The 24,594-nt window shown below is 72.3% G+C and carries 20 protein-coding genes; 16 read left to right on the forward strand and 4 right to left on the reverse strand.

The window, feature by feature from the left end:
• Window positions 1-39: 39 nt before the first annotated feature.
• Both IE267_RS28405 and IE267_RS28410 read right to left on the reverse strand, forming a co-directional pair.
• Window positions 40-477 (reverse strand): cell division protein SepF, encoded by a 438-nt coding sequence (locus IE267_RS28405; RefSeq protein ID WP_161249792.1) that lies wholly within the window; start codon window positions 475-477, stop codon window positions 40-42.
• A 449-nt stretch (window positions 478-926) separates the two neighbouring features.
• On the reverse strand, window positions 927-1,895 hold the full coding sequence (locus IE267_RS28410) for an ABC transporter substrate-binding protein (RefSeq protein ID WP_373304603.1): 969 nt from the start codon (window positions 1,893-1,895) through the stop codon (window positions 927-929).
• Window positions 1,896-2,404: 509 nt separating this feature from the next.
• Between IE267_RS28410 and IE267_RS28415 the strand changes: the two genes are divergently transcribed.
• From IE267_RS28415 to IE267_RS28460, 10 genes are all read left to right on the forward strand, one after another.
• Window positions 2,405-3,259, forward strand: a complete 855-nt coding sequence (locus IE267_RS28415; protein ID WP_189765191.1) for an amino acid ABC transporter permease — start codon at window positions 2,405-2,407, stop codon at window positions 3,257-3,259.
• Window positions 3,256-5,028 carry an FAD/NAD(P)-binding protein gene (locus IE267_RS28420; protein ID WP_189765192.1) on the forward strand — a complete coding sequence of 591 codons (1,773 nt, stop codon included), beginning with the start codon at window positions 3,256-3,258 and terminating at the stop codon, window positions 5,026-5,028. Before IE267_RS28415 ends, IE267_RS28420 begins: the two co-directional genes overlap by 4 nt.
• Window positions 5,029-5,066: 38 nt before the next feature.
• On the forward strand, window positions 5,067-5,951 hold the full coding sequence (locus IE267_RS28425) for an amino acid ABC transporter permease (protein WP_167154319.1): 885 nt from the start codon (window positions 5,067-5,069) through the stop codon (window positions 5,949-5,951).
• An 8-nt stretch (window positions 5,952-5,959) separates the two neighbouring features.
• Complete coding sequence (locus IE267_RS28430) at window positions 5,960-6,712, forward strand: amino acid ABC transporter ATP-binding protein (RefSeq protein ID WP_161249806.1); 753 nt, start codon at window positions 5,960-5,962, stop codon at window positions 6,710-6,712.
• 26 nt (window positions 6,713-6,738) lie between these two features.
• Entirely contained in the window at window positions 6,739-7,713 is a 975-nt protein-coding gene (locus IE267_RS28435) for an ABC transporter substrate-binding protein (protein WP_167154322.1), read from the forward strand.
• 64 nt (window positions 7,714-7,777) lie between these two features.
• Window positions 7,778-8,800, forward strand: coding sequence for an LLM class flavin-dependent oxidoreductase (locus IE267_RS28440; protein ID WP_189765193.1), 1,023 nt, complete (start codon window positions 7,778-7,780; stop codon window positions 8,798-8,800).
• Window positions 8,787-10,235, forward strand: a complete 1,449-nt coding sequence (locus tag IE267_RS28445) for an NtaA/DmoA family FMN-dependent monooxygenase (protein WP_189765194.1) — start codon at window positions 8,787-8,789, stop codon at window positions 10,233-10,235. The genes IE267_RS28440 and IE267_RS28445 overlap by 14 nt, the downstream gene beginning before the upstream one ends.
• A gap of 4 nt (window positions 10,236-10,239) precedes the next feature.
• Window positions 10,240-11,037: a DUF1684 domain-containing protein gene (locus IE267_RS28450; RefSeq protein WP_189765195.1), complete on the forward strand. Its 798-nt coding sequence runs from the start codon at window positions 10,240-10,242 to the stop codon at window positions 11,035-11,037.
• A 192-nt stretch (window positions 11,038-11,229) separates the two neighbouring features.
• Entirely contained in the window at window positions 11,230-12,135 is a 906-nt protein-coding gene (locus tag IE267_RS28455; RefSeq protein WP_167154332.1) for a S1 family peptidase, read from the forward strand.
• 165 nt (window positions 12,136-12,300) lie between these two features.
• Window positions 12,301-12,789 (forward strand): hypothetical protein, encoded by a 489-nt coding sequence (locus tag IE267_RS28460; RefSeq protein WP_161254321.1) that lies wholly within the window; start codon window positions 12,301-12,303, stop codon window positions 12,787-12,789.
• An 18-nt stretch (window positions 12,790-12,807) separates the two neighbouring features.
• On the opposite strand, the gene IE267_RS28465 is transcribed toward IE267_RS28460, so the two are convergent.
• Window positions 12,808-13,704, reverse strand: a complete 897-nt coding sequence (locus IE267_RS28465) for a DUF4231 domain-containing protein (protein ID WP_161254326.1) — start codon at window positions 13,702-13,704, stop codon at window positions 12,808-12,810.
• A gap of 207 nt (window positions 13,705-13,911) precedes the next feature.
• On the opposite strand from IE267_RS28465, the gene IE267_RS39765 reads away from it, so the two are divergent.
• The 5 genes from IE267_RS39765 to fxsT all read left to right on the forward strand — a co-directional run bounded on the left by IE267_RS39765 (window position 13,912) and on the right by fxsT (window position 22,439).
• Entirely contained in the window at window positions 13,912-14,085 is a 174-nt protein-coding gene (locus tag IE267_RS39765; RefSeq protein ID WP_229861473.1) for an FxSxx-COOH-like cyclophane-containing RiPP peptide, read from the forward strand.
• Window positions 14,086-14,224: 139 nt separating this feature from the next.
• Complete coding sequence (gene fxsBH / locus IE267_RS28470; RefSeq protein WP_189765196.1) at window positions 14,225-16,417, forward strand: radical SAM/SPASM protein FxsBH, inactivated beta-hydroxylase extension form; 2,193 nt, start codon at window positions 14,225-14,227, stop codon at window positions 16,415-16,417.
• Entirely contained in the window at window positions 16,398-17,192 is a 795-nt protein-coding gene (locus IE267_RS28475; RefSeq protein ID WP_189765197.1) for an AAC(3) family N-acetyltransferase, read from the forward strand. Before fxsBH ends, IE267_RS28475 begins: the two co-directional genes overlap by 20 nt.
• A 29-nt stretch (window positions 17,193-17,221) precedes the next feature.
• Complete coding sequence (gene fsxC / locus IE267_RS28480) at window positions 17,222-18,529, forward strand: FxsC protein (protein WP_229861474.1); 1,308 nt, start codon at window positions 17,222-17,224, stop codon at window positions 18,527-18,529.
• On the forward strand, window positions 18,513-22,439 hold the full coding sequence (fxsT, locus tag IE267_RS28485) for an FxSxx-COOH system tetratricopeptide repeat protein (protein WP_167154335.1): 3,927 nt from the start codon (window positions 18,513-18,515) through the stop codon (window positions 22,437-22,439). The genes fsxC and fxsT overlap by 17 nt, the downstream gene beginning before the upstream one ends.
• A gap of 22 nt (window positions 22,440-22,461) precedes the next feature.
• Here the strand turns inward: fxsT and IE267_RS28490 are convergent, their stop codons facing one another.
• Entirely contained in the window at window positions 22,462-23,316 is an 855-nt protein-coding gene (locus IE267_RS28490) for an alpha/beta fold hydrolase (protein ID WP_167156385.1), read from the reverse strand.
• Window positions 23,317-23,483: 167 nt separating this feature from the next.
• Between IE267_RS28490 and IE267_RS28495 the strand changes: the two genes are divergently transcribed.
• Entirely contained in the window at window positions 23,484-24,404 is a 921-nt protein-coding gene (locus IE267_RS28495; protein ID WP_189765347.1) for a slipin family protein, read from the forward strand.
• The last annotated feature ends 190 nt before the right edge of the window (window positions 24,405-24,594 follow it).

Below are 24,594 nucleotides of genomic sequence, written 5' to 3' on the forward strand. Positions count from 1 at the left end.
GAGAGCGACCCAGGGCCCCCGCCCCGAACGCACCGGGGCTCAGCTCTGGTTGAAGAAGCCGCCGGTCTGGCGGCCCGCGGCCTCGCCGCTGACGATCTGGGTGTCGGCCGGGGTCAGCAGGAAGACTCTCGTCGCCACGCGCTCGATGGAACCGCGCAGCCCGAAGGTGAGCCCCGCCGCGAAGTCGACGACGCGCTTGGCGTCGCCGGCGTCCATGGACGTGAGGTTCACGATGACCGGCACGCCCTCACGGAAGAGCTCGCCGATGCCCCGCGCGTCCCGGAAGCCGTCCGGTGTGACGGTGGCGATCCGGCGGCCCTGCTCCTCGGCCGACTCGGAGGCCACCCGCACCCGCGGGTCGGTCACCCAGGCCTCGCCGGACTCGGCGGCACCCTCGGTGTACTCGTCGTCGTAGTAGCGGTCGTCGTTGTCCTCGACAAGCCCCAGCCAGGCACTGGCCTTGCGCACCGATCCCATGGACGCCTCCTCTCACTGCGGTCAGCTTCTTGCTGCTTCTTCAGTTCCCTATCCCTATGGTCGTCCATGATGCGGATACCGCGCCAAGTGGATAGTCGCCGCGCAGGTGATTCGTGACGGTACTGGCACAGATCATGTGGCGATTCGTCAGGAATCTTCTGGGATACGCCCGGTACGTGAAGCCCGGAGTAACAAAATTATGTATGTCCCTCCACATGAGTGACACAGGGGTCGTACGGGTGAACGGATGGCTCGATACGGTGCCTGCCGTACTGAAGAACGAGGGGTTGGTCGGGGCCCCGGCAGGCCCCGAAGACCCCAGGGCGGCCTGCCCGCGCCGGTCCTGACGGAGGCTCAGGCGGGCGGGCACGGGTCCGGAAACGGCCGAGGGTGCCCCGGCCGTCCGCGCGAGCGGCCGAAAGGCACCCCCAATCCGTCCCCGCGAAAAGCTACTTGTGCTCGGGCGGGGAGATCTGGGACTGCTCGATGCCCGAGCCCGTGGTGCCCCACTTCGCCAGGATCCTGTCGTACGTGCCGTCCTGCTTGAGCCGGTTCACCGCGGCCTGGAAGGCCGGCGCCAGCGGGGTGCCCTTCTTGAAGGCGAAGCCCACGTCGAGGCGGTGGTACTCGTTGAGGAACTTCAGCCCCTCCTGCTGCCCCACCGCGTACCGCAGCCCGTTGATCGTCGACATGACGACATCGCTGCGGCCCTGCTGGAGCGAGATCCACAGGGCGCCCTGGTCGCTGTAGGTCTGCACCTCGTACGGCTTCTTGCCGGCGTCCTCGCACGTGGCCTTGTTCTGTTCCAGGGTCGCCTCGAACGTGGTGCCCGCCCCGGTGGCCACGTTCAGTCCGCAGAGCTGCGCGAGGTCGGTGACGGAGGCCAGCTTGCTGTCCTTGCGGACGGCGAAGCCCTGGCCGTCGTTGATGTACGTCACGAAGTCGATGGTCTTGCGGCGGGCGTCGGTGACGCCGAAGTTGCCGGTTCCCAGGTCGTACTTGCCGCTGTCGAGCGCGGGCAGGATCACCTCGAACGCGGCCACTTCGCGCTTCAGCTTCAGGCCGAGCACTTTGGCGGCGGCGTCCGCGAAGTCGACGTCCTGGCCGACCACCGTCTTTCCGTCCTCCAGGTAGGTCGCGCCCGGCGGGGTGCCCACGCTGGTGGCGATGGTGAGGGTGCCCGAGGCGCGGACGTCCGCGGGCAGGAGCGCGGCGGCCGCCTCGTCCTTCCGCACGGCCGACACCACGTCGGCGGTGGGGATCTTCCCCTTCTGGCCGGCGGCCGGCGCGGCGCCGCCCGCCGGCTCCGTCCCGCCCGGGTCCCCGGACCCGCAGGCGGTCAGACCGAGGGCCGCGGCGGTGATCAGGGCGAACGCGGCGAGGTTGCGCGATCTGCTCAGGCTTCGGGACCGGCTCATGACGGGGTGTGCTCCAGGGTTTCAGGGCAGGCCAAAGGGCCGAGTGGCACGGGCGGCAGCGCGACGGGGGCGTCGCGGTGCGTGGCGACGGGGCGTCGCGGTACATCACGAGGGGAGGGGTGCGCGAGTGAGCGGAGATGTGAAGGCGCGGAAAAAGGTCGGCGCGAAGGCGCACGAAGGACGCGGGGCGCGCCGGGGCGCGGGACGCGGAGAAGACCGCGCAGGGAGTCAGCTCAACAGGAAGAGGACCACACTCGACCGAAGTCGATGTGGGAGCGCGTGACCAGCCACTGCTGCGGATGCATGGCCCAAGTGGAACAGGCATCCGTTTCCGCGTCAACTGCGCTGAGACGTAACGCCCACAGTGCGGACAAGCTTGACAACCTCCAGCATGCACCGCATAGCCTCGGGACCGGAAACCGTGCTGAGGGGCTCGGTCCCGCACCACCGCGCCAAGTGTCCGTGAAGGCCTTTCCCGTGTTCGATCCCTGTATCCACGGAGCCTTCGCATGTCCCTCACCCTCCCCGAACGCCCGTCCACGGCGGCCGACGACGACGCCCCCGAAGTCCCGCGCATCGTCCCCGCACGCCGAACCGGCCAGCGGATCACGGCCGTTGTCGTCCTCGTGCTGCTCGGTCTCGCGATCAACTCCGTCGTCCGCAACGAGGCCTTCCAGTGGGGCGTGGTCGCCGACTACTTCGCCACCACCGCCGTCCTGCGCGGGCTCTGGCTCACCGTGTGGCTCACCGCCCTCGTCATGGCCCTCGGCTTCGCGCTCGGCACGCTCCTCGCGGTCATGCGGCTCTCCACCAACCCCGTTCTGCGGGCGGTGAGTTGGGGTTACGTCTGGCTGTTCCGGTCGACGCCGATCCTGGTGCAGCTGCTCTTCTGGTTCAACATCGGAGCCCTGTACCCGCGCATCCTCGGGGTGCGGACGGTCGATCTGATGGGCCCGGTCACCGTCGCCGTCGTCGGACTCACCCTGCACGAGGCCGCCTACGCCGCCGAAGTCGTCCGCGGCGGCATCCTCTCGGTGCCGCGCGGCCAGCTGGAGGCCGCCCAGTCGCTCGGCCTGAGCCGGCTGCGCAGGCTGCACAGGATCGTGCTGCCGCAGGCCATGCGCTCCATCGTGCCGCCCGCCGGGAACATGCTGATCGGCACCCTCAAGGGCACCTCGATCGTCTCCATCATCGCCGTCAACGACCTCTTGTACTCGACCCAGTTGATCTACCACCGCACCTACCAGGTGGTCCCGCTGCTGCTCGTCGCCACGCTCTGGTACGTCGTGGTGACCTCGCTCCTCTCGGTGGTCCAGTACTACGTCGAGCGCCACTACGCGCGCGGTTCGGCGGACGCCCGGTGAACGCCTCCCTCGTCGTGGTCGGAGCGGGACCCCGCGGCACCGGGTTCCTGGAGCGGCTCGCCGCCAGCCTGCCCCTGCTGTACGGGGACGAGCCCCTGGACATCCACCTGGTGGACCCGCATCCCGCGGGCGCCGGACGGATCTGGCGGGCCGACCAGTCGTCGCTGCTGTGGATGAACTCCATGGCCGAGGACGTCACCATGTTCACCGACGACACCGTCCAGCAGGAGGGCCCGGTCCGCCCGGGCCCCACCCTCGCCGAATGGTCCGGCCTGGACGCCCGGAGCTTCCCCAGCAGGCGGGCCCAGGGCGCATACCTGCGCTGGGTGTACGAGGGCGCCGTGGCCGCACTGCCGCCGAACGTCACCGTGCACGAGCACCGCACGCGGGCCACCCGGGTCGGCGGGCCGCGCGCCGGGCGGCAGCGGGTGTGGCTTGAGGGCCGACCCGAGCCGCTCGTCGCCGACCTGGTCGTCCTCGCCCTCGGCCACCTGGACGCCGAACTCGATCCGGAGCAGCAGGAGTTGGCGCACTTCGCCGAGCGCCACGGCCTGCTCCACCTGCCACCCGCCTTCACGGCCGACAGCGACCTGTCGGCCGTGCGGCCCGGCGAACCGGTGATCGTCCGAGGCTTCGGGCTCGCCTTCGTCGACCTCATGGCCCTGCTCACCGAAGGGCGCGGCGGCCGCTACGACGCGGACGGCACCTACCACCCCTCGGGCCGCGAACCCGTGCTGTACGTCGGTTCCCGGCGCGGAGTGCCCTACCACTCGAAGATCGGCTACACCTGGACCGGAGAGCGACCGCCGCTGCCCCGCTTCTTCGGCCCCGCCGAGGTGGACGCGCTCCTGAGCCGCCCGGACCGGCCCGACTTCCGGCGTGACATCTGGCCCCTCATCGACAAGGAGCTGGGCTTCGCGCACTACCACCGCCTCTTCCACGCCCACCCGGAGCGCACCGCGGTCCGCTGGGCCGACTTCGAGGAGAAGTACGCCGCGGCCGACCCCGGCAGCCCCGAACTCCAGGCCCTGACCGCGGCCTCCGTGCCCGACCCCGCCGACCGGCTCGACCTCGAAGCGCTCGACCACCCGCTCGACGGGCTGCGCTTCGGCTCGTACGCGAGCCTCCAGGACGGGCTGCGGACGTACATCGGCGACGATCTGACGCGGCGTCATGACGACGAACACAGCGTGGACTTGGCGGTGTTCCTCGGCCTGCTCTCGGTCTACGGGCAGCTGCAGCGGATCGGGGACGTCGGCGGCTGGTGGCACGGGTTCTTCAGCTTCCTGGCCTCCGGCCCGCCCGGGCCCAGGCTGCGGCAGCTGCTCGCCCTGTCCGACGCGGGCGTCGTACGGTTCCTCGGCGCGGGCGTCACCGTCGAGGCCGACGAGGCGGCCGGGGTCTTCCGGGCGGGCAGCGCCAGTGTGCCCGGGCAGTGGATCGAGACGGCCGCCCTCATCGAGGCCCGGCTTCCCGAACCCAGCGCGGAGCGCCCCGGCAGCCCCCTGCTGCAAGCCCTGTACGAGGAGGGGGCGGCCGCCGCCGAGACCGGCCTGCTCCAGGTGGACCCCGCCGACGGCCGGGTCGTCGGACGCGACGGGCAGCCCCATCCGCGCCGGTTCGCGCTCGGCCCGTTCACCGTCGCCCGGGCCTCGGGGGCCTTCACCCGGCCCCGCACCGGCGGCGCCGCGTTCCGGCAGAACGACGCCACGGCCCGCGCCGCGCTGAGCTTCCTGCGCGATCTCGCGTGTCGTCCCGTCAGCGCCTGACCGCCGTCCCCGTCGCCCCGCGTTCCCGAAGGACCCCCATGTCTCTCACCAGCGATCCACCCCTCGCCCCGGCCGCCGTGGCCGTGCGGCCCGACTACGCCTCGCTCAAGGTGGTGCCCGTGCGCCGGCCCTGGCGCTGGGTCGCCGTCGCCGTCACCGCGGTGCTCGTCGCCCAGTTCGGGCACGGGCTGCTCACCAACCCGGCCTGGGAGTGGGACGTCTTCGCCCGCTTCTTCACCACCGAGACCATCCTCAAGGCCGTCTGGATCACCCTTCAGCTGACCTTCTACGGGACGGCCCTCGGCTTCGCCATCGGCATCGTCCTCGCCTTCATGCGCCTGTCGGGCAGCCCGTTCCTGCGGACGGTCGCCTTCGGCTACATCTGGGCGTTCCGCTCGATCCCGCTGATCGTGCAGCTCCTGTTCTGGTTCAACCTGGCCTATCTGTACAAGGAGTTGACGTTCGGCGTGCCCTTCGGGCCGGGCTTCCTCACCTTCGACACGGTGGGGCTCGTCGGCGCGATGAGCGCCGCCGTCCTCGGACTCGCCCTGCACCAGGCGGCGTACGCGGCCGAGATCGTGCGCGGCGGTGTACTGGCCGTCGACGGAGGCCAGTTGGAGGCGGCGGCCGCCCTGGGCATCCCGCGCCTTCGCCAGATCCGCCGGATCGTGCTTCCCCAGGCGATGCGCTCGATCCTGCCGAACGCCGCCAACGAGATCATCTCGCTCTTCAAGGGCACCTCGATCGTCTCCGTCATGGCGATCGGCGAACTCTTCTACCAGGTCCAGGTCATCTACGGCCGCAACGGCAGGGTCGTACCGCTCCTGATGGTCGCCACGGTCTGGTACGTGCTGCTCACCACCGTGCTCTCCGTCCTCCAGCACTACGTCGAACGCCACTACGCGAAGGGGGCCACACGATGAGCACCGCCATGGTCGAAGTCCGGTCCGTGCACAAGAGCTTCGGCTCCCTCGAAGTCCTGCGGGGCGTCGACCTCGACGTCCGGGCCGGCGAGGTGACCGTCGTCCTCGGGCCCTCCGGCTCCGGCAAGTCGACGCTGCTGCGCACCATCAACCACCTGGAGAAGGTGGACAGTGGCTGGATCACGGTCGACGGCACGCTCGTCGGCTACCGCCGCTCCGGCGACAAGCTGTACGAGCTGCGCGAGCGCGAGGTCCTGAAACAGCGCACCCAGATCGGCTTCGTCTTCCAGAACTTCAACCTCTTCCCGCACCTCACCGTCCTCGACAACGTCATCGAGGCTCCGGTGGCCGCCCTCAAGCGGCCGCGCAGGGACGCGGTGGCCGCCGCCGAGAAGCTGCTCGCCCGGGTGGGCCTGTCCGACAAGGCGGACGCCTACCCCAAGCAGCTCTCCGGCGGACAGCAGCAGCGCGTCGCCATCGCCCGCGCGCTCGCCCTCGAACCCAAACTGCTGCTCTTCGACGAGCCGACCTCCGCGCTCGACCCCGAGCTGGTGGGCGAAGTCCTCGACGTCATCAAGGACTTGGCCGCATCCGGCACCACGATGATCGTCGTCACGCACGAGATCGGCTTCGCCCGCGAGGTCGCCGACACCGTCGTCTTCATGGACGACGGGGCGATCGTCGAGCAGGGCCCGCCCGCCGAGGTCCTCGACGCCCCGCGCCACGAGCGCACCCGCGCCTTCCTTTCCAAGGTGCTGTGATGTCCCTCTTCCTCAGGAGAACGTACGTGTCCACGCGCCGCACCCTCGCCGCCCTCGTCGCCACGATCGCCACCGCCGGCCTCCTGGCCGGCTGCGGCACCGGCGACGCCGCCACCGCCGACGTCGCCCCCAAGGGTGCCAAGGGCACCGGCATCAACCTCGGCCCGGACCAGAAGCGCATCAGGGAGCAGAAGGTCGACGCGATCGCCGCCAAGCTCCCGGCGGCCGTGCGCGGCCGCGGCACCCTGAACGTGGGCGTGGCGACCGGCTCGGTGCCGCCGCTCAGCTTCTACGCCACCGACGACAAGACGCCCATCGGCGTCGAGCTGGACATCGCCACGCTGGTCGCGGACACCCTCGGGGTGCAGGCGAAGTTCCAGCCGGTCTCCTGGGAGAACCTCTTCGTCGGCCTCGACAGCGGCAAGTTCGACGGGGTGTTCTCCAACGTCACCGTGACCGAGGAGCGCAAGGAGAAGTACGACTTCGCCACCTACCGCAAGGACCAGCTCGCCTTCGAGACGAAGAAGGGCGCGGGCTGGAAGGTCAACGGACCCGCGGACGTGGCGGGGAAGACGATCGCGGTGAGCTCCGGCACCAACCAGGAGAAGATCCTCCTCGACTGGAGTGCCGAGGACGTCAAGGCCGGGCGCAAGCCCGTGAACGTGAAGTACTACCAGACGGCGACGGACTACTACCTCGCCCTCCAGTCCGGGCGCATCGACGCCTACCTGGGCCCGAACCCGTCGGCCGCCTACCACGTCGCGTCCGCCGGACAGACCGAGATCGCCGGCACCTACTCCGGGGGCGGCGCGGGACTCCAGGGGGAGATCGCCGCCACGACGAAGAAGGGCAGCGGCCTCGTCGAGGCGTACGCCGCGGCCCTCGACCACGTCATCCAGGACGGCTCCTATGCCAAGGTGCTCGCGCGCTGGGGCCTGTCCGGCGAGGCCGTCACGCGGTCGGAGATCAACCCGCCCGGCCTGCCCAAGCCCACGTCCTGACCGCCCCGGTGCGCCGCCGTCCACGGGCGGCGGCGCACCCGTAGCCCCCACGAGAGGTCCCCCCATGCCCGCACCCCCCGTCCGCAGCCCTGTGCACCTGGCCGCCTCCCTCGACGGGGGCGGACAGTACGAGGCCGGGCACTTCACCGCCCTCGCGCGGCTGGCCGAACAGGGCACGCTCGACTTCGTCACGCTCGGGGACTCCTTCACCCGGCCCGGCCTCGAAGCGCTCGCCGTCCTGTCCCGGGTCGCCCCCGCCACCGAGCGCATCGGGCTCGTGCCGGTCGTGAACACCACCCACACCGAGCCGTTCCACGTGTCCTCCGCCGTTGCCACCCTGGACTGGGTCAGCCGCGGCCGGGCCGGCTGGAGCCCCGAGGTGTCCACCACGGAGGCCGAGGCCCGCCTCTTCGGGCGCCGGCCCGCCGCCCGTAGCGCCGAGGTGTGGCACGAGGCGCGTGAAGTCGCCGACGTGGCAGCCAAGTTGTGGGACTCCTGGGAGGACGACGCCGAGATACGCGACCAGGCCACCGGGCGCTTCATCGACCGGGACAAGCTGCACCACGTGGACTTCGAGGGCCGCACCTTCTCGGTGCGCGGGCCCGCCGTCGTGCCCCGGCCGCCCCAGGGCCACCCCGTCACCGTCGTCGACGCGACCGCCGCCGATCCGAGGGCCGCCGCCGTACGGCACGCCGACGTCGCCCTCGTCCGCACCCAGGACCCGCTCGCCGCGCGCACGGCCCGCGAGGAACTGCTCGACCGGGCCCGCGCACACGGCCGGGACCCCGAGCGGCTGCGGGTGCTCGGCTCGATCCCGGTGGCCCTGCACACCACCGCGGACGCCGTGGAACTGGCCGGCCTCATCGGCGACTGGCACGACGAACGTGCCGTCGACGGCTTCCATCTGCGCCTGGCCGACCCCGAACGCGACCTCGCGCTCATCGTGAAGGCCACCGTCCCCGTCCTCCAGCACCGCTGTCTGCTGCGGCGCTTCTATCCGGGCGCCACGCTGCGCGAACACCTGGGCCTGACACGGCCCGTCAACCAGTACGCCACCGCCGGGGGAGTCCGCCATGGCCACGGGTAGGAGCACGACCACGGGTAGGAACAGGACCACACAAACGAACGCGACCACACGCGCGAACGCGACCACGCACAAGAATGCGACCACGCACAAGAACGCGAGCACGCACAGGAAGCAGATCCACCTCGCCGCCCACTTCCCCGGCGCCGACAACACCACCGTCTGGGCCGACCCGCGCTCCCGGTCGCAGATCGACTTCTCCTCCTTCGAGCACCTGGCGCGCACCGCCGAACGCGGCAAGTTCGACTTCTTCTTCCTGGCGGAGGGGCTCCGGCTGCGCGAGCACAAGGGCCGCGTCCACGACCTGGACGTGGCCGGCCGCCCCGAGTCGCTCACCCTGCTCAACGCCCTGGCCGCCGTCACCGACTGGCTGGGGCTCGCCGCCACGATGAACGCGACCTTCAACGAGCCGTACGAGATCGCCCGCCGCTTCGCCTCGCTCGACCACCTCAGCGGCGGCCGCGCCGCCTGGAACGTGGTCGCCTCGCCCGATGCCTTCACCGGCGAGAACTTCCGCCGCGCCGGTCGTCCCGACCGGGTTGACCTGGACCAAGGTCTCGACTCCGCTCGACCGGGGGAGACCCTCAGCACGCGCGCCGCCGAATTCCTGTCCACCGCAAGGGAGTTGTGGGACTCCTGGGCGGAGGGCGGGACGCCGAAACCCGTCGTCCACCACGGGCGGCACTTCTCCGTCGAGGGCAGGTTCGGGGTGCCGCGCTCCCCACAGGGGCACCCCGTCGTCATCCAGGCCGGAGACTCCGGCGAGGACCGCGAGTTCGCGGCCTCGGCCGCGGACGTCATCCTCACCCGGCACGGCACCCTGGAGGCGGGCCGGGCCCGCTACGCCGACGTCAAGGGCCGGCTCGCCCGCCACGGCAGGGAACCCGACGACCTCAAGATCATGCCCGGTGTCACCGTCGTCCTCGGCGACACCGCCGCGGAAGCACAGGAGAAGGCGGCCGAGATCCGCCGGCAGCAGGTCTCCCCGCAGAACGCGATCCTCGCCCTCGAACAGGTCTGGGGCCGCGATCTGTCCGCCTACGACCCCGACGGGCCGCTGCCCGCCCTCGATCCCGTCCCGGAGTCCGCGCTCGTCCAGGGCCGGGCGAAAATCGCCAACGCCCCGCAGACCGCCGCCAGGTGGCGTGCCCTGTCCGAGGCCAAGGGGCTCTCCATCCGGCAGACGGTCATCGAGAGCACCGGCCGCCAGTCCTTCATCGGCACCCCCGACGCCGTCGCCGCCGAGCTCGACACCTTCGTGCAGAGCGACGCCGCCGACGGCTTCGTCCTCGTCCCCCACCTCACCCCCGGCGGCCTGGACGACTTCGTCGACCACGTGGTGCCGCTGCTCCAGGAACGCGGCGCGTACCGCACGGAATACACCGGAACGACGCTGCGCTCGCACCTCGGGCTGCGCCATCCGGTATGGAAAGGTTGATCACATGAGCACGCAAGAACCCAAGGGCCCGGACTCCGGCCACGAGCTCGACTGGAAGCAGTGGCACGAGCACCGCGTCGCGACGGTCTCCGCGCCGTACGGCCCGCTCGCGCTGACCGCCACCCACTGGCTCGCCGACGGGGTGCCCGAGGAGTTCGGGCAGTGGCGCGAGGACGGTGACGAGGTGGTCGTGACCGCCACCGCCGACCGCCAACTGGCGCTGGACGACAGCCCGTTGACCGGTGAGGCCCGGCTCGGCGCCGACTCGGGCCCGGTGGAAGAATCCCGGCTCTCCCAGCGGGGCCGCCGGCTCGTGGTGCTGCGCCGCGAAGGCCTGTGGGCGGTCCGGGTGTGGGACCCCGAGTCCCCGGCCCGCCGGGCCTTCGCGGGCATCGAGGCCGCCGCGTACGAGGAGCGGTTCCGCCTGCCCGGCACCTTCCGCCCGTACGAGCAGCGGCAGGTGCGGGTGCCCAACGCGGACGGGGTCGAGCGCGGCCTCGAACTCGCGGGGGAGATCGCCTTCACGCTCGGCGGGCAGGAGCACACCCTTCAGGTGGCGGTCGAGGCCGACGGTTCGCTGTGGGCCGTGTTCGCCGACGGCACCAGCGGGAAGTCCACCTTCCGGTTCCGCTTCCTGCGGCCCGACGCACCCGCCGCCGACCACTCGGTGACCGTCGACTTCAACCGTGCCCAACTGCCGCCCTGCGCCTTCGCGGACCACTTCATCTGCCCCTTCCCGCCCCCGGGCAACACCCTCCCCATCGACATCCCGGCGGGGGAGCGCACCATCCGCACCAACTGACCCCGGCGTGCGCCTCCTCGCGGGCGCCCGGCCAAAAGGCCCCCTTGCGCGCCCCGGCCGGGCCCCCGAATACTCCTCCGCAGCGCTTGTCAGGAGCACGGCCGCACGACCTGTCGTGCGGCCGTGCTCCGGCTGCGCCTCACGGGGTCCCCCCACCCAAGGGCCCCTCGATTCCCCTCGGGAGGAACAGAAGTGAGGATCAAGCGCACCACCCCCACAGCCCCCTCCGGTCTCGCGAGACGCACCAGGCTCGCCGCGGTCGCCGCCGGTCTGCTCGCCGCCGCGGCCATCGCCGTCCCGCACGCCAGTGCCGCCCCCGCCCAGACCTTCGGCGCCGCCGCGCTGACCGCCGCGAGCGACGCCGTACGCGGCGCGGACGTGGCCGGAACCGCCTGGAGCGTGGACAGCGCGACCGGCAAGGTCGTCGTCACCGCCGACTCGACCGTGACGGCCGCCGACCTGGCGAAGATCCGGCACGAGGCCGGGGCCAACGCGGGCGCGATACGCATCGAACGCACCCCCGGCAAGTTCACCAAGCTGCTCTCCGGCGGCGACGCGATCTACACCACCAGCTGGCGCTGCTCCCTCGGCTTCAACGTCAAGAAGGGCTCCACGTACTACTTCCTGACGGCGGGCCACTGCACCGAGGGCAAGCCGAACTACTACACCAACTCGTCGCACACGACGAGCATCGGCCCGACGGTGGGCACCAGCTTCCCGGGCAACGACTACGGCCTCGTGCAGTACACCAACACCTCGCTCGCGCACCCGAGCGCGGTGGGCAGCCAGCAGATCACCAGCGCCGCCAACCCGACGGTGGGCCAGACGGTCACCCGGCGCGGCTCGACCACCGGCGTCCACAGCGGCAAGGTCACCGCGCTCAACCAGACGGTCAACTACGGCAGCGGTGACATCGTCTCCGGCCTCATCAAGACCACCGTGTGCGCCGAGCCCGGCGACTCCGGCGGCCCCCTGTACGCCGGTTCCACCGCCCTCGGCCTCACCTCGGGCGGCAGCGGGAACTGCACCTCCGGCGGCACCACGTTCTTCCAGCCGGTCGTCGAGGCGATGAACGCCTATGGCGTGAGCCTGTTCTGACGGTTCGTCACCACGACGGCCGCACGCGGCTCCGAGCCCCCGTCCGGGAACGACCGGGCGGGGGCTTCCGGCTGAACGTGATGAGTGGTTTTGGGAGGATGTGCAAGGGCAGGACGGAATACGGGCCCAGGGACGGCCCGCGCCGGACACACGGGGTGAGACGCATTGAAGCGCATCGGAGTGACCGGTCACCGGGACATCCCGCCCGCAGCCTTCGAGGAGGTCCGCGACCGCCTGCGGGCGCTGCTGTGCGGCCACGACGGCTCCCTCGAAGTCCTCTCCAGCCTGGCCACCGGCGCCGACCAGCTCTTCGCGGCCATCGCCCTGGACTGCGGCGCCGCCCTCACCGCGGTCATCCCCAGCGGCGACTACGAGACGGGCTTCGCCGACGCCGCCGAACTGGCCCGCTACCGGGGCCTGAAGCGCCGGGCGACCCAGGAGGTCGACCTCGGCTACCCGCACGCGACGGACGAGGCGTACTACGCGGCCGGCGCCTACATCGCGGACAACTGCGACCGGCTCGTCGCCGTCTGGGACGGCCTGCCGGCCCGGGGCCTCGGCGGAACCGGGGACATCGTGCAGTACGCCCGCAGCCTCGGCCGCCCCGTCACCGTCATCTGGCGCGACGGCGTCCGGCGGGCCCGGGGGCTGTGACGTAGAGGTGTTTCCCCGTCAACTCCGCAGCCGGGCCAGCCAGTCGGTGTGCTGCGGCGAGACGATGCGCTCGGTCTCGTACACGGCCTGCGGCCACTGCCGTTCGGTCACCGTGTTCTCCATCGCCACGTGCATCTCCATCAGATCCTGCTCGACCAGCGAGTGCGCCGATATCAGCGGCTGGTGGCGGCGGATCTCGCTCCAGGCGAGACAGGCCGCCGCCGAAGCCGACAGCAGGCCGGCGAGGTCGGCCCGCTGGGCCACCGAGAAGGTCTGCAGGACGGCGAAGAAGAGCGCGAGGAGGGTGAGCAGCGTGATAGCCGTCGACCACAGCCGGGTGGCCCGCCGCGAGGTCTCCTGGCGGCGCCGGTACCAGTTGCGCTGCTCGATCAGCCGGTCGCGTACATAGGTCTCCTTGCGGACGTTGAACGCCTTGGCCCGCAACTCCCGCATGCTCGGCGTGACGAGGCCCCCGGCGGCCAGCTCCCCCTCCTCGCGCGGGTCGCGCCAGCCGACCTTCTTCAGCTCGCGCAGCCCCTCCTCGACCCGGGCGACGAACAGGCCGTCCGGATCCGCCGCACTCAGGTCGAAGGGGGCGCCGTGCACGGCGTAGCGCCAGCACATCGACTTGATGAACTCGGCGGCGGAGCGGTTGAGTTGCCAGTGCGAGGCGGCATGCCGCCGGGCCGCCCCGAACGCGGCGAGCAGCACCCCCGCGTAGGCGAGCGCGCTCACCGCGCTGAGCAGCTGGAAGCCGGCCCCGACGCGCACCTGCGGCAGCGCGGCCGCGGCCGCCCCGACGACCAGGAGCGAGAGCTGGGTGCGGGTCAGCTTGACCGCCGACTGCTGCCGGCCGATCGCCAGCGTGTCCGCGTGGTGGAAGAGGCCCGGCAGATCCGCGTTCCGGAAGACCATGCTCTGCAGTGGGCCGGGAATCGCCGTCACATGCACCCCCGTCTGCGGTTATACCCGAATTCTGTGCCGGGGAAGGCAGTTGTGCGCCCCCTTTGCGCACTCCACCCCCCGATGGGGATGAGAGTAAAGTCGTCCTGCCGACACTGCAACGGTGCATGTGCCGGTGCCACTGTCCACGCGCGGTTATCACTCACCCCAGGGACGAACGTGAAAACCTCCGTAAATACAGTCTCATTCAGCACCGCGAAGAAGGACCGGATGTCGCTGGCCGACCTGGCCGCGACGACGGACCCGGCCGCCGAGAAGAAGATCGCCAGGGTGGTGCCCGCCTCGGGCAGCCGTCCGATGACGAACGGCGCTTCTTTCAACTCATCGCTCTGACAGGAGAGTTGAGGCCCTCCCCGCCGGGTGTGCCCGGCGGGGAACGGGAGGCGGACGGGCCGCACGGGATCGTTCGGGCCACGCTCGGGAGAACTGCCGGACCGGACACCGCAATTCCCGTTCTCGCTAAACTGGCGCAATGACAGGACCCCTGGTCCCATTCCGCGAGATCGTCCTGAAGGTGCACAGCCGGTGCGATCTCGCCTGCGATCACTGTTATGTGTACGAAGCCGGAGACCAGACGTGGCGCGAACAGCCCCGGGCGGTCTCCGACCACGTCATTGCGCACACCGCCCGACGGTTGGCCGAGCACGCCGAAAAACACCGTCTGCCGTCCGTTTCGGTGATTCTGCACGGCGGAGAACCGCTCCTTGCCGGCCCCGCGCGGCTGCGGCGCGTCTGCGAGGAACTGACCGCCGCCGTCACCCCGGTCACGGCACTCGATCTGCGCATCCACACCAACGGGGTGCTCCTCGGCCCGCCCTACCTCGACCTGTTCGAGGAGTTCGGCGTGCAGGTCGGCATCTCCCTGGACGGCGATCGCGCCGCCAACGACCGCCACCGCCGGTTCGCCGACGGCCGCAGCAGCCACCCGCAGGTCCTGGCCGCGGTCGAACTGCTCCAACAGCCGCGCTACCGACCGCTGTTCCTCGGTCTGCTCTGCACCGTCGACCTCGCCAACGACCCCGTCGCCGTGCACGACGCCCTGGTGGAACTCGACCCGCCCCGCATCGACTACCTCCTGCCGCACGCCACCTGGGCGGCACCGCCCGCCCGCCCCGGCGAGGCCCCGGCGCCCTACGCGGACTGGCTGCTCGCGGCCTTCGACCGCTGGGACGAGCGGGGCCGGACCGTCCCGGTGCGGCTCTTCGAATCGGTGCTCTCCACCCTGCACGGCGGGCCCAGCCTCACCGAGTCCCTGGGCCTGGCCCCCGCCGACATCGTCGTCGTGGAGACCGACGGCTCGCTCGAACAGGTCGACTCCCTGAAGTCGGCCTACGAGGGCGCCGCCGCCACTGGATTCTCCGTCTTCCGCGACGACTTCGACGCGGTCGCCGCCCACCCCGGCGTACGGGCCCGTCAGCGCGGCCTCGCCGGAGTCGGGGAGCAGTGCCGCCGCTGCCCGGTCGTCCGCTCCTGCGGAGGCGGCCACTACACCCACCGCTACAGCGCCGAGGGCGGCTTCGACAACCCCTCGGTCTACTGCCCCGACCTGATGGCCCTGGTGCACGGCATCGAGGCCCGCACGCCCGCCCCCGAGCTGCCCGACGCCGAGCAACTCGCGGCATCCGCACTGGAGTTGAACCGCCTCCTGCTGGCCCGGCTGCACGGGGTGCTCGACGGGCGGGGCGGCCCCGCGTGGGCGCGGATCTGGGAGCTCACCACCTCCCTCGACGGCCCGGGGCTCGATGCCGCCCTGGCCACCCCGTACACCCGCGGCTGGCTGCTCGACGCCCTGGCGGCGCTGGACCACGGGCGCCCCGATGCCGGGGCGACGGCCCGCCGGCTCGCCGCGTACACGGTCGCCGCGGCCGTGCGCGACGGCGCCCCGCTGACCCTTCCCGTCCCCTGGTCCGACGGCCGGCTGCACCTGCCGACCCTGGGGGAGCTGCGCCTGGCCGGCCCCGGCACCGCGGGGACGGCCGAGGTCTCCGTCGGGCCCCACGGCTTCTCGGTACGCAACGCCCACGCCGAGCACCGCGTGCCCCGCCCCGATCGACCCACCCCGGACTGGCGCCCGTTGACCCGGGTCGACGGCCTGGTCGTCGACGACCTCGACCCCTACCGCGACTGCTTCGGCACCCCCCTCCCGCCCCGGCTCGACCCGCGCGAGGCGCAGGAGTGGGGGCGCCGGGTGGCCCGGGCCCGCGCCCGTCTCGCCGGGGCCGTTCCGCCCTGGCCACCGCCCGGCCCGCTCACCACCCTCACCCCGCTGGCCGGGGGGACGGCGCCGGTGGTGGGACGGCACGGCTTCGGCGCGCTGGGCCTGCCCCTCGGCCTCACGGACCGGGCGCTCGACGCCGCCCTGCTGCGCGGCGGCCGGGCGGCGACCCTGCGCGCCCTGCTCGACGTGGCGGACCCGTACGACATGGACGGGGCATGGCGGCATCCGTCGCCCTGGGGGCCGCTGCCGGTCTCCCGGCTGCTCGCCGCAGCGTACGAAGGGGTCGCGGTCGCCGCCCACGAGGGCGACGCGGGAACCCTGGCGGAGCTCGGCCCGGCGCTCGACTCCCTGGAGCGGGCGGCCGAACTCACCGTCACCGGAAGGCGCTTGGTCCAGACCCTGCGCCAGGAGTGGGAAGAGGCATCGCGTGCCCGAGAACACCGCTGAGGACCGAGGAGAACACACCCCGGGCGACCTGGCAGGGCAATTGCGCGCGCTGGGGGTGCGCGAGGGCGGCCTCCTGCTCGTGCACGCCTCGCTGCGCGGCACCGGCCTGCGCAGCGCCGAGCTCCTGGACGCGCTGCGCACCGTGCTGGGACCCGAAGGCACCCTGGTGGTCCCCGCGTTCACCCCCGAGAACTCCGACACCTCACCGGCCCATCTGGCCCTCCTGCGCGAGGCCCCCGACCCGGTGGCGTTCCGGGCCGCGATGCCGCCCTTCGACCCCGAGCACACCCCGTCCCCGGGCACGGGACGGCTCGCCGAGCGGGTCAGGACCACCGAGGGCGCCGTCCGCAGCGACCACCCGCAGACCTCCTTCGCGGCGCTCGGCGCCCGCGCCGCCGAGCTCATGAAGGGCCACGCCCTCGACTGCCACTTCGGCCCGGAGTCCCCGCTGGCCAAGCTGGTGGCGGCCGACGCCCACGTGCTGCTCGTCAACGTGGGCTTCGCGGTGTGCTCCGCCTTCCACCACGCCGAATACCTGGTGCCGGCCGCCCCGACCCGCAGCTACCGGGCGGTGATCAGGGACGAGGGGGGCGCGGCGATGTGGTTCGAGTACCAGGACGCCGCCCTCGACGACAGCGACTTCGCCCGCATCGGCGACGACTTCCCCGCCGCCGGTGTGCGCCACGGGCCGCTGGGGCGCCGCTCCGCCCGGCTCTTCCCGATCGGCGCGGCCGTCGAGCACGCGGTCGCCTGGATGGTCCAGCACCGGCACTGACCGGCGACCGGGAAGGGCGGTGAGAGCCCGTGGGCGACGGCCCGTACTTCTTCCTCAGTCACGCCCCCGCCGGCCTCGGCGCGGGTGGCCCCGACCCCGACCTGTGGGTGGGGCGGCTCTTCGACGACCTGTGCCGCGGCGTGGCCGAGCTGACCGCGCTGCCCGACGGCACGCCCGCGGGCTTCATGGACCGCGGGCCGCGCCCCGGCACCGGCTGGTCCGAGGAACTCGGCCGCAGCCTCGCCTCCTGCCGGGTGTTCGTGCCGCTCCTGTCGCCCCGCTATTTCGCGAGCGAGCGGTGCGGAAAGCAGTGGTACGCCTTCGCCCAGCGCGCCATCCGCCACCGTGCCGCCACCGACCGCCCGTCCGACGCCATCGTCCCCGCCCTGTGGGTCCCCGTACCGAGCCGCCAACTGCCGCTCTCCGCGGCGCAGTTGGACTTCGATCACCGCGGCCTCGGCGAGCGGTACGCCACCGACGGGCTCTACGGCCTCATCAAGCTCCGGCTGCTCGCCGACGAGTACCAGCGGGCCGTCCACCACCTGGCCCGGCACATCGTGGGCGCCGCCCGTGCCACCCGGGTAGGACCCGGCCGCCCGCCGGACGCCCGCACCCTGCCCAGCGCCTTCGGCGCCGCCCCGGGGCCCCGGCCACTGCGGGTCACCGTCGCCGCGCCCACCCTCGGCGAGCTCCCCGCAGGACGCTACGGGGCCTACTACGGCGAGAGCCCGCTCGACTGGAACCCCTACCACCCGGCCACCCGGCGGCCGTTGGCGCTGATCGCCGAGGACATCGTGGGCTCGCTCAACTACCGGCCCACCGTGGCCTCCTTCGACGAGGAGCACCCCGCCGACGGGCCGCAGGCGCCGGCCCGCCCCGAGATCCTGCTCGTCGACCGCTGGGTGCTGCGGGACGAGCGCCGGCGGGCCCGCCTCGCCGCCCTCGACGCGGCCGACCGGCCCTGGATCGGCGTGGTCGTCCCGTGGAACCGGGCCGACCCGCAGAGCCGGGCCGCCACCGACGAGCTCGCCGCCCGCACCGCGGCCGCCCTGCCGTTCCGGACGCACCACGGCAGGGCAGCCTGCCGGACCGCCGCCCGGGGCGTGGAGTCCCTCGACGCGTTCGAGGAACTGCTGCCGCAGGTGGTCGAGGCGGCCGCCCAGCAGTATCTGAGACACGCCCCGGCGCACCCGCCCGAGGGCCGCGCGCGCGGCGCGAGGCCGCGTCTGACCGGCCCGATGGGCACCACCCCCGAACCCGGGCGCCGCGGCACGGCCCCGTACCGCCCGCTCGGCCGGGCACCCGATGTGGAGGACACGGATGACAACCAGCCGTGACGGACGTGTCGTCACCTTCTACTCCTACAAGGGCGGCACCGGTCGCACCATGGCCCTCGCCAACACCGCCCTGATCCTCGCCGCGAACGGCAAGCGGGTGCTCGCGGTGGACTGGGACCTGGAGGCACCGGGACTGCACCGCTTCTTCCACCCCTTCCTCGACCCGGCGACCCTGGGGGCCACCACCGGTGTCATCGACCTGATCACCGAGTTCGCCTGGGCCGCCACCGACCCCGAGGAACGCGCGGAGGACTGGCACCTGGACTACGCCCGCCTCCAGCCGCACGCGGTGTCCCTGATGCCGGAGAACCTGGGCTGGGCCTTCCCCGAGGGCGGCACCCTCGACTTCGTCTCCGCGGGCCTGCAGAACCGCGACTACTCCGCGACCGTCTCCGCCTTCGACTGGGACAACTTCTACGACCGGCTCGGCGGCGGCCTGTTCTTCGACGCGCTGCAGGCCGACATGAAGGCGCACTACGACTACGTCCTGATCGACAGCCGCACCGGGCTCAGCGACGTCGCCGACATCTGCACGGTCCACCTGCCCGACGTCCTCGTCGACTGCTTCACCCTCAGCGACCAGTCCATCGACGGCGCCGCCTCCGTGGCCCGCCAGATAACCGAGCGCTACGGCACCCGCAACATCCGCGTCCTGCCCGTCCCCATGCGCATCGACGAGGGCGAGAAGGAGAAGGCGGACGCCGGACGCGCCCTGGCCCGGCTCAAGTTCGACGGCTTCCCCGCCGGACTCGCGGGCGACCGGCTAGCCCAGTACTGGGGCTCGGTCGAGATCCCGTACCGCCCCTACTACGCGTACGAGGAGTCGCTCGCCACCTTCGGCGACGCGGCCGGGCTCTCCACCTCCCTGCTCTCCGCCTTCGAACGGCTCACCTCCGTGATCACCGACGGCGAGGTCACCTCGATGCCGGGCGTCGGCGAAGAGGCCCGGCTGCGCATCAGGGACGCCTTCACGCGGCGCCGCCCCACCCTGCCCGTCGACGTCCACCTCTCGTACGCCGCCGAGAACCGCATGTGGGCCGACTGGATCGAGGCGGTCCTCGGCCGGGCCGGGTTCCGGGTGCTGCCGCGCGACGTCTCCGACCCGGCGCCGGCGCGCCCCGAGCCCGCCGCCGACACCAGCCGCAGCGTGGTGCTGCTCTCGGCCGCCTATCTCAAGTCGGCCCGGGCGATGGGTATTTGGCAGCGCGCGGCCGCCGCCGACCCGACCGGGCTGCGCCGCACCATGCTGCCGGTGCGGGTCGACGACGTACGCCTGCCGGGCGCCTACCTCGACCGCAACCCGGTCGACCTGTTCCGGCTCGACGAGGCCCACGCCACCGAGTCCCTGCTGCGCGCCCTGGACCGGCCGGGCCAGGGCGGCGGCGGGCAGAGCGACGGGCCGAGGTTCCCCGGGACCGTGCCGGGGATCTGGAACCTGCCGCCCCGCAACCTCGCCTTCACCGGCCGCTCGCAGGTCCTGGAGCGGATGCGCGACCAGCGCGGCGGCGGACTCGCGGTCGTCCTGCCGCAGCCGCAGACGCTGTACGGACTCGGCGGCGTCGGCAAGACGCAGATCGCCCTGGAGTACGCCCACCGCTTCATGGCCGACTACGACCTGGTCTGGTGGATCAACTGCGCCCGCACCAGCGACGTGGCCGCGGGCCTGGCCGAACTGGGCGGGCGGCTCGGCGGTCAGGGCGGCGACGACATCGGGGTGGCCTGCCGCGAGGCCATCGAGATGCTGCGGCGCGGAGAGCCCACCGAACGCTGGCTGCTGGTCTTCGACAACGCCGACGACCCCGAGCAGCTCCAGCGGTTCCTGCCGCGGGGCGGCACCGGCCACATCCTGGTGACCTCGCGCAACCAGGCGTGGTCGCAGTACGGCGGCGCGCTCGCCGTGGACGTCTTCCGGCGCGAGGAGTCCGTCGAGCACCTCCAGCGGCGGGCGCCCGGCCTGTCCGCCCACGAGGCCGACCAGGTGGCGGGCGCGCTCGGCGACCTGCCGCTCGCCGTGGAGCAGGCGGCCGCCTGGATCGCGGAGACCGCGACCCCGGTCGCCGACTACCTCGACCAACTGGCCCGGCAGAGCACCGGGGTGCTCTCGCTCAACCAGCCGGCCGGCTACCCCGAACCGGTCGGCGCCACCTGGAACGTCTCCATCGAGCTCCTCGAACAGCGCTCACCGGCCGCGGTGCGGCTGCTCCAGCTCTGCGCCTTCTTCGCGCCCGAGCCGATCTGGGCCGGGCTGCTCTACGGCAGGGAGATGATCGAGGCGCTCACGCCGTACGACCCCTCGCTCCGCGAGAAGCTGGTGCTCGGCCGGGTCATCCGCGAGATCGGCCGGTTCGCGCTCGCCAAGGTCGACCCGGTCGAGGGCACCATCGAGGTGCACCGGCTCGTCCAGGCCGTGGTGCGCTCCCAGCTGACCGAACAGGAGCGCCACGAGGCACAGCACACCGTCCACCGCATCCTGGCCGGCGCCCGCCCCGACGCCGACGAGCCGATCGACAACCCCGAGACCTGGCCGCGGTTCGCCGGCATCTGGCCGCACCTCGGCCCCTCCGAGGTCCCGCTGTGCGGCGAGCCCGAGCCCCGCAGGCTGCTCATCGACCGGATGCGCTACCTGTGGAAGCGCGGCGAGTTCACCGCCGCCTCGGCCCTCGGCGAGGAGCTGCGCGAACGGTGGCGCGAGCAGCTCGGCAGCGACGACATCCAGTACCTCTACCTGCGCTTCCACATCTCCAACGTCCGCCGCTCGCAAGGGCGTTACGCGGAGGCCCTGGAGCTGGACGAGGAGACCCTGGCCCGTCAGCGCGAGACCCTGGGCGCCACGCACCCGCACACCTACATGACCACCAGCGCCCTCGCCATGGACCTCGGCGCGCTCGGCCGCTACGACAGGGCGATCGAGCTGGCGACCGAGGCGTACGAGGGCTTCCGCGCGATCTTCGACGAGTCGCACCCCAGAACCCTGGCCGCGGGCAACAACCTGGCCCTCACCCGGCGCCTGGTCGGCTGGTACGCCGGGGCCCGTGAACTCGACCAGGACGTCTACGACCGGCGCACCGAGGTGCTCGGCCCCGAGCACCCCTACACGCTCTCCTCGGCGATGTGCCTGGCCCGCGACCTGCGCGAGATCGGCCGGTACGAGGACTCGGTGACGCTGCTCTCGCGCACGTACGCCCTCTCCAAGGACCGGCTCGGGGCGTCCTTCCCCGGCACCCTCGCCGCTGCCAAGAGCCTGTCCGTGGCGCTGCGCCGAACCGGCCGCTACGAGGACGCGCGGCGCCTCACCCAGTCCGCCCGCGCCCGCTACCGCGCCAAGTACACCTCGGTGAACCCGGACTCGCTGGCCTGTGAACTCAACCTGGCCGCCGACCTGTTCGCGGCGGGCGAGCCCGCGGCGGCCCGCGACACCGCCCTCGCCGTGGTCGCGGAGTACAGCGAGAACCCGGGCCCGAGCCACCCCTACACCCTGGCGGCGCTCAGCAACCTCGGCATCTACCAGTGGGGCTGCGGCGAGCCGGCCGCCGCCGAGTCGGTCCTGACGGGCGCGATCGCGACGATGCGCGAGGTGCTGGGCCCCGGGCATCCGTACACCCTGTTCGCCGCGGTCAACCTCGCCCAGGTGAAGGCGGACCTGGGCGAGCTGCACGACGCCCTGGAGCTGGAGCGGGCCGCGGTCGCGGGGCTCACCAAGGCCCTGGGGCGCCACCACCCCGAACGGCTCGCCTGCTCGGCGAACCTGGCCCTGACCCTCGACGCCCTCGGGCGCCGGGAGGAGGCCCAGCGGCTGCGCTCGGAGGCGCTGCTCGAACTCGCCCGGCTGCTCGGCGACGACCACGTCCTGGTGCGCATGGTGCGTGAACTGCGGCGCTTCCACCGGGACTTGGAGCCGCTCGCGGTCTGAGCGGCCGGAGCCGGCCCGGCTCTCACTCCTCGACGAGCCAGCGCAGCACCCGGGGCAGCGCGTGCAGTGCGTCGAAGTGGGCGGCGGCCGGTTCCAGGACGGGCGTCACGCCCGGGATGCGTCCGGCCAGCCAGTGGTAGTGGCCGACCGGCGAGAACACGTCCTGCTCGCCGTGCCACAGCAGGACCTCGCCCGGGATCGACGCCGGGTCGAAGCCCCACGGGTTGCAGAACGCGAGCGCGTCGTCGATCCAGCCGTACGCCGAAGTCCGCAGCGCCTCGCGGTAGTTGCGCAGCAGCATCGCGCGCACCCCGGCGTCCTTGACCACCATCCGGTCGGCGTGGGTGAGCTCGGCGCGCAGCTCGTCCAGGAGCCGTACCGGGTTCTCGCGGATGTGCGCCGCGCGCACGACGAACCGTGCGGCCAGCTCGTCCGGGTCGGCGGTCCCCGTCGAGTAGGCCAGGACGTTGGAGGCGGCCATGCCCTCGAACCAGTCGAGGCCCTCGGCGTCCGGCGGGGCGAGCGTGACGAGGGCCGCGGCCCTGGTGACCCGGTCCGGCAGCAGTGCGGCACAGGCCAGGGCGTGCGGGGCGCCCCCGGAGCGGCCCACGACCGCGAAGCGCTCCAATCCGTAACGGTCGGCGATCGCCGCCACGTCCCGCGCGGCGTCCCCGACCCGGCGTCCCTGGAGCCGGTCCGAGCCGCCGTAGCCGGGCCGGTCGTAGGTGATGACCCGCATCCGGTGGTGGTAGAGGACCATGCTGCGGGGCGCGGGCCCGAGCCGGCTGCCGGGCGTGCCGTGCAGCAGGAACACGGGGCTGCCCCGCGGGTCGCCGACCAGCTCCACCGTGAGGATCCGGCCGTCGGCCGTGCGCACCTTGTCCCGCACCGTGGCCCCCTCACCCGGTCAGGGCACTGACCGACGCTCCAGCCCGTCCGGGCGCAGCCTACTCGCGGACAGGGGGCCCGGCCGGGGTCTCCCCCTGGGGGTCGTGCGGAGTTACCGTCGAGATACACGTCCGATTCGGACCCTTGGGGGCCGTGATGGTCGAGGCACTGGTGGCGGCCGGCATCGCCGTCGGATCCGGCGGGGTGGTCTACGCGCTGGCCGCGGCCCGCGTCGTCAAGCAGTACGAGCGCGGGGTGGTGCTCCGGCTCGGCCGGCTGAAGGACTCGGTGCGCGGCCCCGGCCTCACCATGATCGTCCCCTTCGTGGACCGGCTGCGGAAAGTGAACATGCAGATCGTGACGATGCCGGTGCCCGCCCAGGACGGCATCACCCGGGACAACGTCACGGTCCGGGTGGACGCGGTCATCTACTTCAAGGTGATCGACCCGGCGGACGCGGTCATCCAGGTCGAGGACTACCAGTTCGCGGTCTCGCAGATGGCCCAGACCTCGCTGCGTTCGATCATCGGCAAGAGCGACCTCGACGACCTCCTGTCGAACCGGGAGAAGCTCAACCAGGGCCTGGAGCTGATGATCGACAGCCCGGCCATCGGGTGGGGCGTGCAGATCGACCGCGTCGAGATCAAGGACGTGTCGCTGCCGGAGACGATGAAGCGCTCGATGGCCCGCCAGGCCGAGGCCGACCGTGAGCGCCGGGCCCGCGTGATCAACGCGGACGCCGAACTCCAGGCCTCGAAGAAGCTGGCCGAGGCGGCCGGTGTGATGTCCGAGCAGCCGGCCGCCCTCCAACTCAGGCTGCTCCAGACGGTGGTGGCGGTGGCCGCCGAGAAGAACTCCACGCTGGTCCTGCCGTTCCCGGTGGAACTCCTGCGCTTCCTGGAACGCGCCCAGCCGTCGCAGGCCGCGCCCGCCGAGCCCGCCGAGCCCGTCAAGGCCCCCGTCGCGCCGCCCGTCGCGCCCTTGGCGGAACCGGCCGCGGCGGAAATCCCTCCGGCCCAGGCACCCGTGGAGATCGTGGGGGAGGACGGCGAAATCGATTCTCCGAAAAACTTGTGAAAGTTTTCACAAGCGCGCATGGGTCTTAAGTCCTTGGGTGTATGCGCAGGTCAGCGCCGACTTTTTGATGACGTCCGGTCAATTGAAAGGACGTTGTACCTCCGGGAACAGGGCTTTGTCGGGCCCGCGAGCACCGCGAACAGGTGTCGAATTGAGACATCGGAAAAGCATCGCAACGCTCGCCATGCTG

The sequence above is a fragment of the Streptomyces xanthochromogenes genome, assembly GCF_014650455.1.
Lineage (GTDB): Bacteria > Actinomycetota > Actinomycetes > Streptomycetales > Streptomycetaceae > Streptomyces > Streptomyces xanthochromogenes.